The sequence below is a fragment of the Kribbella sp. NPDC048837 genome (assembly GCF_055586945.1).
The window spans coordinates 39,692-57,196 of record NZ_JBVJHF010000001.1 but is presented as its reverse complement, the minus strand read 5'-3'; the positions used below and the strand labels follow the sequence as shown (position 1 = coordinate 57,196).

Annotated in this window: 17 protein-coding genes; 8 read left to right on the top strand and 9 right to left on the bottom strand. The window is 70.1% G+C overall.

The window, feature by feature from the left end; all coding sequences use genetic code 11:
* Positions 1–31 precede the first annotated feature (31 nt).
* Positions 32–1,642, top strand: a complete 1,611-nt coding sequence (locus ACZ6O0_RS00280) for a RecQ family ATP-dependent DNA helicase (protein WP_465762603.1) — start codon at positions 32–34, stop codon at positions 1,640–1,642.
* Here ACZ6O0_RS00280 and ACZ6O0_RS00275 read toward each other — a convergent pair.
* Positions 1,639–3,312, bottom strand: a complete 1,674-nt coding sequence (locus ACZ6O0_RS00275; protein ID WP_465762602.1) for an alpha-amylase family protein — start codon at positions 3,310–3,312, stop codon at positions 1,639–1,641. The genes ACZ6O0_RS00280 and ACZ6O0_RS00275 overlap by 4 nt on opposite strands.
* 84 nt (positions 3,313–3,396) lie before the next feature.
* On the opposite strand from ACZ6O0_RS00275, the gene ACZ6O0_RS00270 reads away from it, so the two are divergent.
* From ACZ6O0_RS00270 to ACZ6O0_RS00255, 4 genes are all read left to right on the top strand, one after another.
* The gene (locus tag ACZ6O0_RS00270) at positions 3,397–4,407 is read left to right on the top strand and encodes an SDR family oxidoreductase (protein WP_465762601.1); all 1,011 of its coding nucleotides are present in this window, start codon (positions 3,397–3,399) and stop codon (positions 4,405–4,407) included.
* Positions 4,408–4,448: 41 nt separating this feature from the next.
* On the top strand, positions 4,449–4,844 hold the full coding sequence (locus ACZ6O0_RS00265; RefSeq protein WP_465762600.1) for a low affinity iron permease family protein: 396 nt from the start codon (positions 4,449–4,451) through the stop codon (positions 4,842–4,844).
* A 137-nt stretch (positions 4,845–4,981) separates the two neighbouring features.
* Positions 4,982–6,406 carry a rifampin monooxygenase gene (gene rox, locus ACZ6O0_RS00260; RefSeq protein ID WP_465762599.1) on the top strand — a complete coding sequence of 475 codons (1,425 nt, stop codon included), beginning with the start codon at positions 4,982–4,984 and terminating at the stop codon, positions 6,404–6,406.
* Positions 6,407–6,428: 22 nt separating this feature from the next.
* Positions 6,429–7,007, top strand: coding sequence for a GNAT family N-acetyltransferase (locus ACZ6O0_RS00255; RefSeq protein WP_465762598.1), 579 nt, complete (start codon positions 6,429–6,431; stop codon positions 7,005–7,007).
* Here ACZ6O0_RS00255 and ACZ6O0_RS00250 read toward each other — a convergent pair whose 3' ends face one another.
* Positions 7,008–7,754, bottom strand: coding sequence for a GAF and ANTAR domain-containing protein (locus ACZ6O0_RS00250; protein WP_465762597.1), 747 nt, complete (start codon positions 7,752–7,754; stop codon positions 7,008–7,010). It abuts the gene before it with no gap.
* 158 nt (positions 7,755–7,912) lie between these two features.
* Here ACZ6O0_RS00250 and ACZ6O0_RS00245 point away from each other — a divergent pair, with 158 nt between their 5' ends.
* Positions 7,913–8,095: a hypothetical protein gene (locus ACZ6O0_RS00245; protein WP_465762596.1), complete on the top strand. Its 183-nt coding sequence runs from the start codon at positions 7,913–7,915 to the stop codon at positions 8,093–8,095.
* Positions 8,096–8,281: 186 nt separating this feature from the next.
* Complete coding sequence (locus ACZ6O0_RS00240; RefSeq protein ID WP_465762595.1) at positions 8,282–8,668, top strand: PLDc N-terminal domain-containing protein; 387 nt, start codon at positions 8,282–8,284, stop codon at positions 8,666–8,668.
* Here ACZ6O0_RS00240 and ACZ6O0_RS00235 read toward each other — a convergent pair.
* From ACZ6O0_RS00235 to ACZ6O0_RS00220, 4 genes are all read right to left on the bottom strand, one after another.
* Positions 8,665–10,254 carry an MFS transporter gene (locus ACZ6O0_RS00235; RefSeq protein ID WP_465762594.1) on the bottom strand — a complete coding sequence of 530 codons (1,590 nt, stop codon included), beginning with the start codon at positions 10,252–10,254 and terminating at the stop codon, positions 8,665–8,667. The two genes, ACZ6O0_RS00240 and ACZ6O0_RS00235, sit on opposite strands and share 4 nt — an antisense overlap.
* A gap of 90 nt (positions 10,255–10,344) precedes the next feature.
* A complete protein-coding gene (locus tag ACZ6O0_RS00230; protein ID WP_465762593.1) occupies positions 10,345–10,788 on the bottom strand; it encodes a DUF6325 family protein in 444 nt (147 codons plus the stop codon).
* Between the two features lie 100 nt (positions 10,789–10,888).
* Complete coding sequence (locus ACZ6O0_RS00225) at positions 10,889–11,140, bottom strand: hypothetical protein (protein WP_465762592.1); 252 nt, start codon at positions 11,138–11,140, stop codon at positions 10,889–10,891.
* Positions 11,127–11,396 carry a hypothetical protein gene (locus ACZ6O0_RS00220; protein ID WP_465762591.1) on the bottom strand — a complete coding sequence of 90 codons (270 nt, stop codon included), beginning with the start codon at positions 11,394–11,396 and terminating at the stop codon, positions 11,127–11,129. The genes ACZ6O0_RS00225 and ACZ6O0_RS00220 overlap by 14 nt, the downstream gene beginning before the upstream one ends.
* 347 nt (positions 11,397–11,743) lie before the next feature.
* On the opposite strand from ACZ6O0_RS00220, the gene ACZ6O0_RS00215 reads away from it, so the two are divergent.
* A complete protein-coding gene (locus ACZ6O0_RS00215) occupies positions 11,744–14,320 on the top strand; it encodes a helix-turn-helix transcriptional regulator (RefSeq protein ID WP_465762590.1) in 2,577 nt (858 codons plus the stop codon).
* Here ACZ6O0_RS00215 and ACZ6O0_RS00210 read toward each other — a convergent pair.
* From ACZ6O0_RS00210 to ACZ6O0_RS00200, 3 genes are read right to left on the bottom strand one after another with little or no spacing between them, the layout of a single operon-like run.
* Entirely contained in the window at positions 14,274–14,699 is a 426-nt protein-coding gene (locus tag ACZ6O0_RS00210; protein ID WP_465762589.1) for a DUF7144 family membrane protein, read from the bottom strand. The genes ACZ6O0_RS00215 and ACZ6O0_RS00210 overlap by 47 nt on opposite strands.
* A 54-nt stretch (positions 14,700–14,753) precedes the next feature.
* A complete protein-coding gene (locus ACZ6O0_RS00205) occupies positions 14,754–16,796 on the bottom strand; it encodes a phage holin family protein (protein WP_465762588.1) in 2,043 nt (680 codons plus the stop codon).
* Between the two features lie 15 nt (positions 16,797–16,811).
* On the bottom strand, positions 16,812–17,327 hold the full coding sequence (locus tag ACZ6O0_RS00200) for a hypothetical protein (RefSeq protein ID WP_465762587.1): 516 nt from the start codon (positions 17,325–17,327) through the stop codon (positions 16,812–16,814).
* Positions 17,328–17,505 lie beyond the last annotated feature (178 nt).

Sequence of the window (17,505 nt, the reverse complement as noted above, 5' to 3'; positions counted from 1 at the left end):
ACGGGCGCCCCGGGTGAGACATGATGTGTCCGTGGTGAGCCCTTCCGACATCGCCGCCCTCGCTCGTGAGCGGCTCGGGTACGACGTGTTGCGGCCGGGGCAGGCCGAGTCCGTCCAGGCGGTGCTCGAGGGCCAGGACACGCTCGCCGTCCTCGCCACCGGGACCGGCAAGACCGCGATCTACCAGCTCGCCGGACTGGCGCTGGGTGGCGTGACCATCGTGGTCAGCCCGTTGGTCGCACTCCAGCGGGACCAGCTCCGGGCCTTGTCCGAACACCCGGCAGGTGTCGAGGTCGCGGAGCTCAACGCGACCGATCACGCCGGCCGCCGGATGGCCCACGACCTGCTGGCGAACAACCGGCCCGGGTTCGTGCTGATGTCGCCGGAGCAGCTCACGCATTCCGACGTACTCGATCTCCTCGCGGCGTCCCGGCCGCGGCTGGTGGCCGTCGACGAGGCTCATCTGGTCAGCGAGTGGGGGCAGGACTTCCGGCCGGACTACCTGCGGCTCGCCGCCGCCATCGGCGCGATGGGCCGGCCACCGATCCTGGCGCTGACCGCGACCGCCGCGCCGCCGGTGCGCAAGGAGATCGTCCACCGGCTGGAGATGCGCAGCCCGGCCGTGGTCGTCGGCGGCTTCGACCGGCCGAACCTCAACCTCGCCGTGTTCACCTTCGCCGACGACGAGACCAAGAACCGCCGCCTGCTCAGCCACGTCCGGTCCTCCCGCGGTCCGGGCATCGTGTACGTCGGAACCCATCGGCACGCCGAGGATCTGGCCTCGGATCTCACCATCGCCGGGGTGTCGGCGCAGGCGTACCACGCCGGGCTGTCGGCCCGGCAGCGCCGCGAGGTCCAGGACGGCTTCCTCGCCGATCGGTACCGGGTGGTCGTCGCCACCATCGCGTTCGGCATGGGCATCGACAAGCCGGACATCCGCTGGGTCAGCCACGCCGAGGCACCGGGCTCGATCGACGCGTACTACCAGGAGATCGGCCGCGCGGGCCGCGACGGCGAACCGGCCGACATCGAGTTGTTCTTCCGCCACGCCAACCTCGGACTCAACCGGTTCTTCGCCTCCGGCGGCGTCCCCGACGAGGACCTCCTCGCCGTCGCCACCGCCCTCCACGACCACCGCCCGGCGGACATCGCCGCGCTGACCGCGGCGAGCGGCCTGACTCCAGCGCGGGTGGAACGCGCGCTCGGCCGGCTGACGGACGCCCGAGTGGTTGCCATCGGCCACCATTTCCACCTGGCTCCCCGAGTCGGCGTCGATCGAGCGGTCGCCGCCGCCTCGGCTGTCGAGCACGACCGCCGCGAGGTCGCCCGCTCCCGGGTCGAGATGATGGCCGCGTACGCCGAGTACGGCGGCTGCCGCCGCGAATGGCTGCTCAGCTACTTCGGCGAGCACTACGCCGGCCCGTGCGGCAACTGCGACAACGACCTCGCCGGCCGCACCGCCGCGCCACCCGAGGAGGAACCCTTCCCGATCGGCAGCCGCGTCACCCACCACACCTTCGGCCCCGGCCTGGTCGAGCACTACGACGGCACCACGATGACCGTCCTCTTCGACCGCGTCGGCTACAAAGAACTCCGCACCGCCCTCATGACCCACAACCACCTCCTCGAACCCGAGTCCTAGACGATGAACCGGTCGCCGAGCCGGACGAGTCGCAGCCAGCGGCTCCCGTACGGCTCCAGGTCCAGCTCGACCAGACCGTTCTCCGCGACGTTCGCCGTACCGTCGCGCAACAGATCCACCGCCCGTACGCCGACGCCCGCGCCGGCCACCGCCAGCGTCACACTCGCGGGCTCGGCGGCGAAGTTGTGGACCGCGATGATCGTGCCGTTCTCGTGGTCGGCGCGATGGGCGAACACGGACTTCGTCCCGTGCTCGAGCACGGTGCACGTGCCCCACGAGAGCTCCGGGCACTCGCGGTAGCGCCGGATCAGCAGCGTGATCCAGTTGAGCAACGAATCCGGATCGCGCCGCTGCGCCGCGACGTTGACGTGGTCCGGCCCGAACTCCCCGTCGACGACCGGGGTGGCCAGCTGATCGGGGTCGGCCGTCGAGAAGCCGCCGTTCAGGCCGGCGGTCCACTGCATCGGCGTACGCACCGCGCTGCGCCCTTCGACGGCGAGGTTCTCCCCCATGCCGATCTCCTCGCCGTAGAACAGCACCGGCGTGCCGGGGAGCGCGAACAGCAGGCTGTAGACCATCTTCAGCCGGGCCGGATCGTTGCCCAGCATCGGCGGCAGCCGGCGGCGCAACCCGCGGCCGTAGAGCTGCATGCTCTCGTCCGGCCCGAACGCGTCGAAGACCTCCTGGCGTTCGCCGTCGGACAGCTTGTCGAGCGTCAGCTCGTCGTGGTTGCGGACGAACGTTCCCCACTGCGCCTCTTCCGGCGCGTCCGGCCGCTGCCGCAACGCCGTGACCAGCTCGGCCGGGTCGTTGCGCGCCAGCGACAGGAAGAGCCGCTGCATCCCGATGAAGTCGAAACACATCGTCAGCTCGTCGCCGTCCTCGTCCCCGAAGAAGCGCCGTACGTCGGGATACGGCAGATTGACCTCGCCGAGCAGCATCGCCGAACCCTGCCGCCGGTCCAGGAACGCGCGGAGGTCCCGGAGATAGTCGTGCGGATCCGGCAGGTCGGCCGCGTCGAGCGCTCCGGCCGTGTCGAGCAGGAACGGTACGGCGTCCACCCGGAAGCCCGACAGCCCGAGCCGGGACCAGAACCCGATCACCCGCTCGATCTCCTCACGCACCTCCGCGTTCGCGATGTCGAGATCCGGTTGATGCTTGTAGAACCGATGCAGGTAGTACTGCCCGGCCTCCTCGTCGTACTGCCACAAGCTCGTCTCCTGATCGGGGAAGACGATGCCCTCGTCCGCATTCGGCGGCTTCTCGTCCCGCCACACGTACCAACCGCGGTACGGCGACTCCCGCGAAGCCCGCGCGCTCCGGAACCACGGGTGCTGATCCGACGTGTGGTTCACCACCAGGTCGGCGATGACCCGGATACCGCGGTCCTGCGCGAGCGTGATCAGCTCGACCAGGTCGCCGTGCGTACCCAACCGCGGATCGACCCCGTAGAAGTCGGTGATGTCGTAGCCGTCGTCGCGGTCCGGGGTCGGATAGAACGGCATCAACCACAGGCACGTCACCCCGAGCTCGGCCAGATGGTCGATGCGCTGGCTCACACCCCGCAGGTCACCACGCCCGTCGCCATCGGTGTCGAAGAACGTCTCGACATCGAGGCAGTAGATCACCGCGTTCTTCCACCAGACGTCCGCAGTCTCAGTCAGCCGCATACCTCCCCGTGCCCACGCCACGGGCTGTCTACACCCGAACGACTCGGGTACCGGGGTTGCTGACTCGACTGGAGGGCAGTGCGCGTGACGGAGTACAAGCAGGTCGTAGTGGTGACAGGCGCCAGCGGTGGGATCGGCCGGGCGACGGCGATCGCCTTCGCGAAGCGCGGCGCGAAGGTGGCGTTGCTGGCCCGTGGCGAGGAGGGTCTGCAGGGCGCCGTACGCGAGGTTGAGGCAGCCGGCGGTACGGCGCTGCCGATCGCGGTCGACGTGGCCGACTACGACCAGGTCGAGGCGGCCGCGGCTCGGGTGGAGGACGAGCTCGGACCGATCGACGTCTGGGCCAATGTCGCCTTCAGCTCGGTGTTCGCGCCGTTCCTGGAGATCGAGCCACGCGAGTTCAAACGGGCTACCGAGGTGACCTACCTCGGCTACGTCTACGGCACGCGGGCGGCCCTCGACCGGATGAAGCCGCGCGACCACGGCGCGATCGTGCAGGTCGGTTCGGCTCTGGCCTACCGCGGGATCCCGCTGCAATCGGCGTACTGCGGTGCCAAGCACGCGATTCAGGGATTCCACGACTCGTTGCGCTGCGAACTCTTGCACGACAAATCCAACGTGCACGTCACGATGGTGCAGATGCCGGCCGTGAACACGCCGCAGTTCTCCTGGGTGCTGTCGAAGTTGCCCAAGCACCCGCAGCCGGTGCCCCCGATCTTCCAGCCGGAAGTGGCCGCCGAGGCGGTCGTGTTCGCCGCCGATCATCCCGGGCGCCGTGAGTACTGGATCGGTGGCCCGACCATGGCCACGGTGCTCGCGAACAAGTTCGCCCCCGGCCTCCTCGACCGCTACCTGGCGCGGACCGGCTACAGCTCACAGCAGACCGACCTGCCCACCGAGGACGTGGCGAATCTCTGGGAGCCGGCCGACGGCGACGACGGCCACGACTACGGCGCGCACGGCGCCTTCGACGATCGCGCCACCACCCGCAGCTACGAAGCCTGGACCTCACGCCACCGCGTCCTCGTCGGCAGTCTCGCCACCGGCGCGGCCGCCCTCACCGCGGCCCTCGGTCTGCGCGCGGCCCGCAAGTGAGTGCTGTACCGCGGCGCGGCGAGGAGGCTAGTGTCCGACGGATGGAGCGGAGTGAGGCGGCTGAGACTCGGGTCAAGGGTGATCGGCGGTCGGCGTTCGATCGGTTCGTGCAGACGGCCTATCTGCGGGTCAGCCAGGCGCCGTTCTTCTTTCTGTGTGCCGGCATTGTCGTGGTCTGGCTGGCAAGCCTGCCGCTCTGGGTGGATCTGAAGTCCTGGCAGGTGGCGATCCATACGGTCGCCAGCGTCGTCACACTGCTTCTCCTGGTCCTGCTGGAGAACGCCGCCCGCCGGGCCGAGGAAGCGTCGCAGGAGAAGCTCAACGTGCTGGCCGAAGCGCTGGCCGCGCTGATGAAGTCCCAGTCGCGCACGGACCCCGACCTCCAGGACGCCACCCGGAAGCTGCGCGACGCGATCGGCCTGGAAGGCCGGCACTGACGCCACAAAGAAAGGCAAGGAGAAATGAACTCCTTGCCATACCCAACGTATAGCGCACCGGGGGACTTGCCGCAAGCCCCGGTTCGTCCGGGAGAATCTCCGGCCGAAGCAGAAATCACGCAGGAATCGGGGATTTCATGATTGACGTGATCATTGCCGGCGCCGGACCGACCGGCATGATGCTGGCGAGCGAGTTGCGGCTGCACGGTGTCGAGGTGCTCGTCGTGGAGAAGGATCCCGAGCCGACCAAGGTGGTCCGGTCGCTCGGCCTGCACGCGCGCACCATCGAGGTGATGGACCAGCGCGGTTTGCTCGAGCGGTTCCTCGCGGTCGCCACGCAGTACCCGGTCGGTGGATTCGCCGGCATCCGCAAGCCGCCCCCGGACCGCTTGGACACCGCGCACGGGTACATCCTCGGCATCCCGCAGCCGACCACGGACCGCCTGCTGACCGAGCGCGCCGTCGAACTGGGCACCGAGATCCGGCGCGGCTGCGAGCTGGTCGGGTTGAGCCAGGACGACGAAGGGGTGACCGTCGAGCTCGCCGACGGCACGCAGCTGCGCTCGCGCTATCTCGTCGGCTGCGACGGCGGCCGCAGTACGGTGCGCAAGCTGCTCGGCGTCGGCTTCCCCGGCGAGCCGAGCACGACCGAGACGCTCGTGGGTGAGATGTCGCTGACCGCGCCGCAGGAGACGCTGGACGCCGCGAACGTCGAGATCCGCAAGACCCAGCTGCGGTTCGGCACCATGCCCCTCGGCGATGGCGTGTACCGCGTCGGCGTACCGGCCGCGGGCGTGACTGACGACCGCGGGGTCCCACCGACCTTCGAGGAGTTCCAGCAGCAGTTGCGGGAGGTCGCGGGCACCGACTTCGGCGCGCACTCGCCGCGCTGGCTGTCCCGCTTCGGCGACGCCACCCGGCTCGTCGACAGCTACCGGACCGGCCGCGTGCTGCTGGCCGGCGACGCCGCGCACATCCACCCACCGGCGGGCGGGCAGGGGCTCAACCTCGGCGTCCAGGACGCGTTCAACCTCGGTTGGAAATTGGTTGCCGAGGTCAACGGTTGGGCACCGGACGGGCTGCTCGGCACGTATCACACCGAACGGCACCCGGTGGCGGCCGCCGTACTCGACAACACCCGCGCGCAGATGGAGCTGATGTCCCTCGAGCCAGGCCCGCAGGCAGTACGCCGATTGCTGTCGGAGCTGATGGACTTCGAGGACGTGAACCGGTACCTGATCGAGAAGGTCATCGCGATCGGGATCCGCTACGACTTCGGCGAGGGTCACGAACTGCTCGGCAAACGGCTGCGCGACGTGGAGCTGAAGCAGGGCCACCTCTACGGCCTGATGCACGACGGCCGCGGCGTACTGCTCGACCAGACCGGCCGTCTCTCGGTGACCGGGTGGGCCGACCGCGTCAACCACATCGTCGACACCAGCGAGGAGCTCGACGTCCCCGCCGTACTCCTCCGGCCCGACGGCCACGTGGCCTGGGTCGGCGAGGACCAGCAGGACCTGCTCAGCCATCTCCCCCGGTGGTTCGGCGCTCCGACCGACTGAGTGCCGTGCGAACCTGGGTTGCATGGCAATCCAGGTTCGCCCGGCCGCGGTCTTCGAGGACGTTCGCGCCGTCATCGGCCCGAAGTCGCCGACGGCCAACGTCTGCTGGTGCCTGAGCTACCGGATCCCGTCCAAGCAGAACAACGAACTCCGCGGACCGGCCCGCGGAGAGTACGTCGCCGAGCTGTGCCGAGCGGATCCCGCTCCCGGAGTCCTCGCGTACGACGGCGACACACCGGTCGGCTGGGCCGCGGTCGCACCCCGGTCGGACACCTCGTTCGCCCGCAACCGGAAGATCCCGCACGTCGACGACCTGCCGGTCTGGTCGCTGTGGTGCATCCGCGTCCGCCCCGGCCACCGCAAACAGGGAATCTCGCACGCCCTCATCACCGGCGCCGTCGAGTTCGCCCGCGACCACGGCGCGCCGGCCATCGAGGCCTATCCGCTGGACAACGGCGACGCCAAGGTCGACCTCACCATGGCGTACGCCGGACTCCGGAAGAACTTCGAGCGCGCCGGCTTCACCAAAGCCGCCGACACCACCTCGGTCCTCGCGGGCCACCCGCGCATCCTCATGCGCCTCGACCTGCACCGGCGGTGACTATCCGCAGGCACCGGCTTCGGCGTCGCGGATGAGTTCGGCGGCGACGTCGCGGAGTTTGCGGTTGGACTGGCGACTGAAGCGGACCAGGGTGTTGAACGCGCGGTCGGACGTGATCATGTAGCGCTCCATCAGCAGGCCGACCGCCTGACCGATCAGATCGCGGGTCTCGAGGGCGGCGAGCAGATTCTCTTGCCGCTGCGCGCCGGAGTAGGCGACGGCCGCGTGGGCGGCCAGCAACCGGCCGACGTGCTCGGACTCGTCGGTGAACGCTCCAGCGGCGCCGGCGTACAGGTTGAGGGCGCACAGGCGGTCGTCCTTGACGACCAGGGGAAACGCCAGCACGCTCAGCGCTCCCAGCTCGGCCGCACGCGGAGCGAACCGCGGCCAGCGGACCTCCCGCCGCATGTCGTCGACCCGGACGATCCGGCGCTCGTGCAGGAGCGCGTCCAGACAGGGGCCTTCGCCGTACTCGGACATCACCGCATCGATGAGTGCCGGCAGCGAGCTCGACGCGGCCTTGTGCTCCACGCGTTTCCCGCCGACGAGAGCCGTCACGGAACCGGCCTGCGCCCCGGGGACGAGCTCGACGGCCGCCTGGACGACCTCGCGCAGGACGTCGTCCGGATCGTCGGCCTCGTGCAGATCCCGGGCCAGTTCGCTCAGCTCGTGCGCCAGCCGGTCCGGCCCGGAGTCACCGCCGCGCGGCGCCGGACCAACCCCCGAGAACTTGCTGCGTTCGGTCACGAGCTGTCCTTACAATTCCGGACTATCACCTGCCCGGCACGCAGTCCAGGGCCGGAGAAGGTTGTTCGGGCAGGGGGTTGATCGAAGCGCTTACACCGGTCATAGTGGTCACGCCTCAGACAAGTGGGCGCCGGTTCTCCCGACCTGCTGAGGCTTCTATGCGCGATCACGACACCCGCACCGTTCGCCAGCTGCTCGTTGCGCTGCGTAGCGTCGAAGACGAATTGCGTACGGCGCGTTGCGCCGGCGACCTGGATCGGCTGACCGGCCTGATCCGGCGCAAGCAGTCCGCCCTGGTCGCGCTCCGTCGCCGCCGCCTGTCCCGCTCGAGCGTGGCCTGACCCGCCACCCACGGTCTGATTGCGGGCCCGCCCCTCGGCGGAGGGGCAGAGGGCGCGGGCCCGCAATCACCTCCCCCGGAGCGGCACCTGTGGCGGGGAAGATCATCCGATACAGGTGAGGACGCTCGGTGCGCGAGACGCCAGGGTTGATCAGATGCGTTTCGCGCTCCGAGAAAGGACGCTGCAATGAGCTTTTGGGACATCGTCTGGTTCATCATCATCAGCTTCGTCTTCGTCGCGTACCTGATGATGCTGTTCGCGATCATCATGGACCTGTTCCGTGACTCCGAGACGTCAGGAGTGGTCAAGGTCCTCTGGTTCATCGCTCTGCTGTTCATTCCCCTGCTCACCTCGCTGGTCTACGTCATCGCCCGCGGCAAGGGGATGGCCGAGCGCACGATGACCAGCCGCGCCGACGCCCAGCGGCAGCAGGACGAGTACATCAAGCAGGTCGCGGGCACCACCACGGCCTCGCCGACCGACCAGATCGCCCAGGCCAGCGCATTGCTCGAGAAGGGCACCATCTCGCAGGCGGAGTTCGACACCCTCAAGGCGAAGGCACTGGCGGTCTAGGACGAAGCCGAAGCCGCCGGCGGTTCGGCCGCCGCGTCCAGGCGCACCATCCGGAACGAGTTCACCAGCCCTGCAAGACCGGCCAGGATCGGGATCGCCAGCGCCACTTGCAGGGCGATCGGCCGCGCGGTGGCGTTGATGTCCAGGATCTCCGCCCGGACCTCCGGGGGCTGCGTCGCCAGCTGCTCCTCGAGGGCGGTGTTGCTCATCACCTCCGCGTCCTCCTCGAGCGCCTGGGCGACCTGCTCCTGCTGGGCCGGCTGGAGCACGGTGCTCGACTCCGCCAGGTTGGTGAAGGTGAACGACAGCGTCGCCAGCAGGATGGCCCCGGCGAACGCCAGCCCGAACGACAGTCCGAACGAGCCGGCCGCCGAGTTGACCCCGGCGGCCTCGCTGACGCGTTCCTCCGAGATCGGTCCGAGCGTGTAGTTGTTGAGCTGCGAGACCAGCAGCCCGAGACCGACCCCGGCGATGATCAGGGGTACGACGAGAGGCCAGCCGGAGTCGGCCCGCGGCACGATCGGGATCAGCAGCGCCAGACCGATGGTCAGCAGAGCGAATCCCCACCGGACGATATGGCTCGGCCGCCGGTCGCCCGCCTTCTTCTCGGCGAGGATCGCCATCCCGAACATGCTCAGCGACAGCGGCGCCATGCTGAGGCCCGCCTCCATCGCGTTGTACTCGAGCACCATCTGGAGATAGATCGGCAGGGCGATCATGGTGCCGCCCAGCGCGATCTGCTGGAGCCCCTGCTGCGAGATGCCGAGCCGGTAGACCGCGGAGCGGAAGAGGTCCGGGTCGATCAGCGTCGGCTTGCCGTGGCGCTTGCGCCGCCTCAGCCAGTAGATGAACGCCCCGAGCGCGATCAGTCCGATGAGCAGGATCAGGCCGACGTACTCGCCGCCTTCCTGCCACACCAGGATGCTCAGCACGATGCCGCCCATGCCGACCACCGAGAGGGCGGCACCGATCACGTCGACGTGCCGGTCTCCGGTGTACGGCGCGTCGTGGATCAGGCCCTGGCCGATCAGCACGACCGCGATCACCGCGACCTCGAGCAGGAACGCGACCCGCCAGGACAGGTACGTGGTGATGAAGCCCCCGAGCAGCGGCCCGACCGCCGCGGCCAGCGCCGCGGAGGCCCCGACCAGCGCGTACGCCTTCACCTGGGCCGCGCCTTCGAAGTTGCCGTGGATCAGCGACTGCATCGCGGGCAGCAGGAGCGAGGCACCGAGACCACCGATCAGCGCCCAGAAGACGATGATCGCGAGCAGGCTCTGGGCCAGCGCCATCGCCAGGGCCCCGATCGCGTAGCCGACCAGCCCCAGCAGGTACGCGCGCTTGCGCCCGATCAGGTCCCCGACCTTGCTCCCGATCAGGATGAAGGCCGCCGACACCAGCGCCTCGAGCGCGATCGCCGACTGGACGCCGCTCACCGTCGTGTCGAGATCGTGGACCACCGAGGCAATCGAGACGTTCATCAGCGAGGTGTCGACGACCAGGACGAACATCGCCATCGCCAGCAGGATGGCCAGCCGCGGGCTCGCCGTCGTCCCGGCCGGCACCCCACTCGTTTCCTCGGCCATGTCAGTCAGCCGGCGCGGATCTCGGCCTGCTGCGCCTCGAACTGCGCGGTCTTGGCTCGTGCTCGCAACAGTCCGGGCATGTCGGGCTCCTCAGCTCGTCGGTTCGACGTTCTCCAGGGCGTCGAGGGCCGCCATCACGTCCTCCGCCGGGATGCGCCCGCCGGCGATCAGCTGGCCACCGGACTCCAGGGCCGCCGCCACGAACGGGATCGCCCAGGTGTTCTCGTACACGATCAGCGCCGCCAGGCTGCCCGGCTGCATCGCGCCGGCCACCTCGAGCATGTCCTCGTCGGACAGGATCCCGGACCGGGCGCCGTGGAGATCGGTGAAACCACCGGCCTGACCCGACTCCGCCAGATCGACCGCGTAGGTGGACCCGTCGGCCTCCTTGCCGACCATCATCACGTCGTACACGTGCACGATGCCGCGTTCGACGAGGTTCAGCAGCTCCTCGGCCGCCCGACCGGTCAGCTTGTCGCCGGTGAACTCCAAGAGCACGTAGTCGATGGGTCCGTGAACGTCCACAGCTGGCATGACTCTCCACCCCTCCACAGGGATCTCGGCGATCCCGCGACCTGTCCGTCACCACGCTGCCGCCGGGGGGCGGAGGCGTCATCACCCGCGCGGGATGAACTCAGGCCGGCACGCTCGCGGACGCCGCGACATCGGCCGGCGTGACCCGCCGGATGCTCAGGATCGTCAGGCCGGCGGTCTGCAGCTTCGCGGCCAGGTCGGCGATCCCCTGGTCGTCGCCGACCCGCAACTGGAAGACCCCGGTGGTCTTGTAGTGCGCCAGCGAACCCGCGCAGAAGGCAAGCACGGCCGGCCGGAGCTCCCCCTGTACGACGACCTGGTACGACGGCTCGCAGCTCTCACGAGGTGCCATCGTCGCCCTCCTTGTCCGGATCGATCTCGACCCACTCCGTCGACGGTGAGCCGGGGTTCAGGATCCTGCGCACCTCGACGACCTCGATGCCCAGGGCCCGCAGCCGGGCCAGCAGACCGTAGAGCGCGGACTGGTCCGGGATGCCGTACACGACGGTGTTCACCTGATCGACCGCCAGTGTCACCGCGCCCATGTCGCGCAGGTCATGCTCGGGTACGGCCCCTGCCACGCGGATCTCGTACGTCGCGTCGGCCATCGAACCCACTCCCGTTCCCCAACGTGTGCGATCGACGCTCGCAAACCTGGCCGGTCCGGGGCTTCATCCCTGTGGGGTGAAGTCCCCGATTCCCCGAAAGATCCGGCATCACCACGTCTCGAAATGTCCGGCAATCGGACGGGAAGCACTGGTTTTACAGGGATTTCCGTGCTTTCTTCAAAGGGTGCGACTCACCGCGCACCGCCCCTACCAGCGCGCAGTGATGCCGCACGTCGCTAGGAGGGGACATGCCGAGCGATCACGACACAGGGGTGGAGAACAGATCTCGTCATTCACCGGACGCGCCTTTCGAGGATCGTCTGAAATTCGCGGCCAGGACCTTGCCGATGGCGTCACCGGGCACAGTGCCACGGCCGCGTCTGGTCGAGCGCGTGAACCTCGGCGTGCAGCGCCCGCTGACGCTGGTCAGCGCGCCCGCGGGCTTCGGCAAGACGATGCTGCTGGAGTCGTGGGCCGCGCTCTACCACGGGCCGGCCGTGGTCAGGCGCATCGCCCTGGATGCCGGCAGCGATCAACGGGCGGCCGTGCTGGAGTCCATCGACGACGGGCTGCGCCGTCGCGACCACGACGTACTCGTGCTCGTGGTGGACTGCGGCGACCACACGATGACGCCGGAGTTCGGCCAGAGTCTGCATCGCCTCATCCGCCGGAGCGGCGGTCAGTTGCGGGTCGTGCTGGTGACGCGATCCGATCCCCCGCTCCCCCTGCACGTCTACCGCTTGGCGGACACCGTCGTCGAGATCCGGGCCGCCGACCTCGCGTTCACGACTGACGAGGCCGCGGCGCTGATGCGCGCGCACCACCTCGAGCTGACGGCCGAGCAGGTCGCCGAGCTGCGGACGAGGACCGACGGCTGGCCGGCCGGTCTGATGTTCGCGGCCATGAACCTGGCCGGGAAGACCGACCCGGAGCGGGTCATCCACGAGTTCCGCGGCGACGCCGGCAACATCGCGGCGTACCTGATGACCGAGGTGCTCGACGCGCAGCCGCCGGAGCTGCGCAGGTTCCTGCTCCTGACCTGCGTGGTCGACGAGGTCCGGCCTGGACTGGCCGAGGCCCTCACCGGGCGCGCCTGTGACCTTCGCTCGCTGCAGTTCCTCTCGCACGGCAACTCGTTCGTCCAGCCGGTGCCGGGGACCGCGGACCGCTACACCTACCAGCCGCTGTTCCGCGAGTTCCTGCGCGCCCAGCTGTTGTTCGAATGGCCGACCGTCGCGCCCGCGCTGGACCGCGCTGCCGCCGCCTGGTTCGCCCGCAACGGCCAGCCGATCGACGCGATCCGCCACTCCATCACGGCAGGGGACTGGTGGCACGCCGCCCACTACCTGGTCGAGGAGTTCGACGTCGCGGGTCTCCTCGTCGGGCGCCGGCGCCGCCAGCTCATCACGATGTTCGAGGGCATCCCCGACGAGCTGGACGGTGCCGCGGCCGCGGTCGTCCGAGCCGCCCGGGCACTGGCCGCGTTCGACATCGACCGCTGTGCCTCGGAGCTCGGCAGGGCCAGGGACCGGCTGGCCGATCAGGTCTCCGATTCGACACCGGCGACCGAGGTGGCCATCACCGTGCTGCAGGCGGTCTGCGCAAGCCTCGGCGACGACATCGAGGCCGGCCTGGTCGCTGTCCTGACCGCAGAGGCCGAGCTGAGAGCAGTGTCACCGGAGTCTGCCCGCAGGCATCCGGAACCGTGGCTGCTGGTGGCCGGCTGCAAGGGCCGGGTGCTGCTCCGCCGCGGCGACCTCCCGTCGGCCCTGGCCGCGTTCACCGAAGGGATCGCCGTCGCGGAGGAGGCCGGCGCCCACGAGGCGCTGGCCGACTTCCTCGGGATGGCCGCGCTGGTGGAGGCGGTCTGGGGACATCTGCGGCGGGCCGGGGAGGTCGTCGCGCACGCGACCGCGCTCACGGAGTCCGAGGCGCGGCCCGACCTTCCGCAGTCCGCGATCGTGGCCAAGGCCTGGGTGCACACCGACCAGGGCGATCTGCCCGTCGCCGAGGACCTGGTGCAGCTGGCCGCGGAGGCGGCTCCCACGCACGACGCGCGCGTTCTCGGTGCCGCCCTCGCTCTCGTCCGGGCCAGGCTGCTCAGGGCCGGCGGCGACATCGATCTCGCCGCCGCCGAGCTGCGGGCCGCGAGCAACAGTTACGGCGCGCACAGCGGCTGGCTCGGTCAAGCACTGGTCGTCGACGAGGCGAAGATGCTCGTGGCCCAGCACCTGCCGCAGGAGGCCATCACGGTGATCGAGCAGTCCGAGGGGCGTGACCAGGTCGGATCGGTGCTGGTGCTGCATCGCGCGGCCGCCGAGGCCGGCGAGCGCCTGCCCGGTCAGCCTCCCCCGGCCGCGGACCGGGGCGTCCCGCTGGAGACCCAGGTGGACAGCTGGCTGGTCCAGGCGGCGGCGTCGATCAGCTCCGGGGACACCGGCCGCAGCGGACTGTGCCTGGAACGCGCGCTCAGGCTGGCGGCCCCCGAGCAGCTTCGCCGGCCGTTCGCCGAGGCGCCGCCGTCGCTGCGCAAGTTGCTGCATCCGACCGGCGACCTGATGAGACATCACCCCTGGCTCACCGCACCGGGTCTTCGGCAACGCCGCGACCGGGCGGCCGATCGCTGGGGAACGCCGCAGAGCGAGTTGATCGTCACCACCTCGCTGACCGGCAAGGAGCACGAGGTCCTCGAGTACCTCGCCGAGCTGCTGACCACCGAAGAGATCGCCAGCACCATGTACGTCTCGGTCAACACGGTGCGCAGCCACGTGCGCAGCATCCTGCGCAAGCTGAACGCGTCGCGCCGCAACGAGGCCGTACGGCGGGCGTGGGAGCTCGGACTGCTGCCCGCACGCCCGGAGAGCTGGTCCCCCGACCTCAGTACGGACCGCCCTTCGGCCGCACCTCACGACCGTGGAAGGTGAGCGCCCAGATCACGAGGATGTCGACCGCGATCATGACGGTGGTCCAAAAGGGGGAGGCGGCCAGGAAGGCCGCGTTCACCATGATGCTTACCACCGCGAGGATCACGCCGACGATCCGGGCCCACACCTGACCGAGCAGGACACAGAACCCGGCCACCAGGACGATCGTGCCGAGGATCAGCTGCGTCCAGCCCCAGGCGGTGAAGTCGATGTGGATGGCGAGACCGTTCTCCGAGACCCCGTAGTACCCCTCGTTGAACAGCGCGAGGAACCCCTGGAAGCCGTGGAAGAAGCCGAGAATGATCATCATCACGGCGGCGAACACGATCGGTCCGACCCAGCCCCGTCCCTCGCGCGCGGACCGCTCTGAAGTACTCACGCGACCATGCTCCGTCCGGCCCCCCGCGGCCACCTCATCCTCAGCGGGGGAACCTCACACGTCCGCGGGGTCGTGGGAGATCCCGGTGCGTTGCCCGAGCTGTTCGAGGTAGCCGACGAGCACGCGGTGGAGCGCGTCCGCGCCGCGGATCGGCCGGTCCGGGATCACCAGGTCCGGCGGAGCGAGGAGGAGGGCCCGCCCCTGCCAGCCGCCGAGTCCGCCGTGACAGCCGACCAGACCCTCGAACGCCGAGACCTCGCCGGTGTCCTGGTCGACCGCGCTGTTCACGTACAGATCGGGTGCCTCGGGCATCGACACCGCGCGCAGCAGGTCGGCCGAAGCCATCGCCCCGAACGGTTCCAGCGGGTCGTCGCCGGTGACCTTCGCGTCGGACAGCCGATGAATGCCTGACGGGCCGACCACCAACGGCCCGTGCTCGGTGCTCATCACCGCGATGAAGCTGATCCCGTCGTGGTTCACCAGCCCGGGGATCAGGGCCGGCCAGCGCGAGGTGATCTCCTCCATCGTCAGCCGGCGTTCCTCGGCGGCGTACACCAGACCGAGGTTGCCCGATCCGAGGACGACCAGGTCCGACCCCGAGGTGACCGCCGGCGGCGCGGACCGGCGCTGCACCCGGACCGCCGCACCGTGGGCGACCCGCCCCCTGCTGCTGTCACCGCCGGCCAGGTCGGCCAGCAGACCGTTCAGCCGGCCCCAGCCCTCGACCGACTGCTCGACGGCTTCGACGCGGGCCGCGGTGAGTTGCGAGCAGAGCGCCGCGAGGTCGATGCCGTACCGATCGGCGAAGATCGCTCCCTGGGACTGCCCGTGGTCGGACAGGATGACCAGCCGGTACGGGCGTGGTGCCGCGGCCGCGACCGCCTCCAGGCAGGCCAGCACGTGGTCGAGCCGGTCGAGCGCGGCCAGCGACTCCGGCCGCAACGAGCCGGCGTGATGGGCCACCTCGTCGTAGTCGACGTAGTCGACGTACACGGCCCGGGTGCCACGGATCATCTCCTCGGCCACCAGCGCGGTGTTCAGGTCCCGCAGTACGACGTTCGTCACGGCCCGCATGCCGGCGAAGAGCCAGCCCCGGTGTCCCCGCGGCTGTACGTCGCGGCGTCGTTGCCGCCGGGCCTCGAACCGCTCCCGCCCGATCTCCGCAACCGCTCCGAACACACTGCCCGCGAACCCGTCCGGCCGGGCGAGATACCAGGCGACCCGGCGACGCGTGTCGGCCGAACCACGGCTGAGCTCGAGCTTGCTCATCGTCAGCACCGAGCGCTCGGCGTCGCCACTGAACAGGTTGGAGATACTCACCCCGCCGTCGGCCAGCAGGCCGCGGCCGTCGGTGGCGCGGCGCTCGATCTCGGCGGCGTCGGGGCCCCGGTTGCTCACCAGCACCCGGCCGAGCGCCCGGTCGTACCACCGGAACGCGGGCACGCCGTCGATGCGGCCGTGCAGGATCCCCAGCTGACTGGCCGGCGTGGTGGGCGGCAGGATCGGGGTCCACTCCACCAGGCGATAGCCCTCGTCGCGGATCCAGCGCCCCGCGGTCGGCAGGGTGGCGGACAGGAGCTGCCAGCGCAGGACCGGGTACGGCACACCGTCGAGCTGGACGAAGATGACGCCCGGAATCTCGGGATCGGCCACCGTCGTGCGCCGCAGCCTGCTCCGGCGGACGAGCGCCGCCGTGAAGGCTTCCGGCGTACCGGACGTACCCAGCCAGGCCACGATCGTCGCGGCGGCGGACGCGATCCAGGCCGCGGCGAGCACGATCCAGAACGAGTCCGCGTGGACACCCGGGATCAGCGTGAGCGCCAGTGCGAGGATCACGGCCTGTCCGACCACCGCGAGCAGGAGCACCGCGAGCCATCCGATCGCCGCACTCGCGGCGACCAGCAGTGGTCGCACCACCGCACCGACCACCAGCGTCGCCGCGGCCGCGGCGAGCAACTGCCCGAACGACGAGAACCCGAAGCCGGGCAACACCGCCGCCGCGAGGGCCAGCGCCAGCACCGAGGTGACATAGGTGGCGACGATCCGGCCGACGTCACCGGTGCGCAGCAGCGGCTCGCGAGTGCGCTTGCCAGTCATCTCCGTCCCCCTCCATCAGTGCGTCAGAGCGGCCTTGAGCAGGACGATCGCCAGGCCCAGGAAGAGGTTGATGACGCCCGCGGCCACCATGCGCCCCCGGGTCGCGCCGGCCCGGGCGGCGACGTACAGAGCCCATCCCCACTGCGAGCCGACCGCCACGGCGAGGGCGAGCCAGGCGGCGCCGGCGTCCGACATCCCGAGCAGCGCACCGATGACGACCGCCGCCGCGGGAGGTACGGCGGCCTGCACGATCGGCCAGTCGTGCCGGGCGGCGGCGCGGAACTCCCGCGCGGACAGGAACGCGCCCTTCGGTTCTCCGACCAGATGGGCATAGACGTGGGACAGCCAGAACACCACGCCGGTCGCGAGCAGCAGGACGGCCAACTCGGCGGGGCGGGGCGGCTCGTCCCCTGGACCAGTGCCGGCGACAACCGATGCCGCCAGCAGCGATCCGTAGATCGCACCGGCGTAGTCGGACGGCCCGCGCTCCTGGCTCGCCTTGGCCGCGTCGACCATCGGCCCGTCACTCATCCGGCCTCCCTCACAGGGCCGCGCTCTCACGTCACCGAACCACGGCCAGCCTCGCGCAGCGACTCCTCCGGCCGCCTCACCCTGACCGGATGAGCCGGGCGCGGGTCATCCCGGGCGGGTGATGCCGCCCGCAACGATCTGAGCGATCTTCGAAGCCGGGTGAGAGGTCGACAGGGGG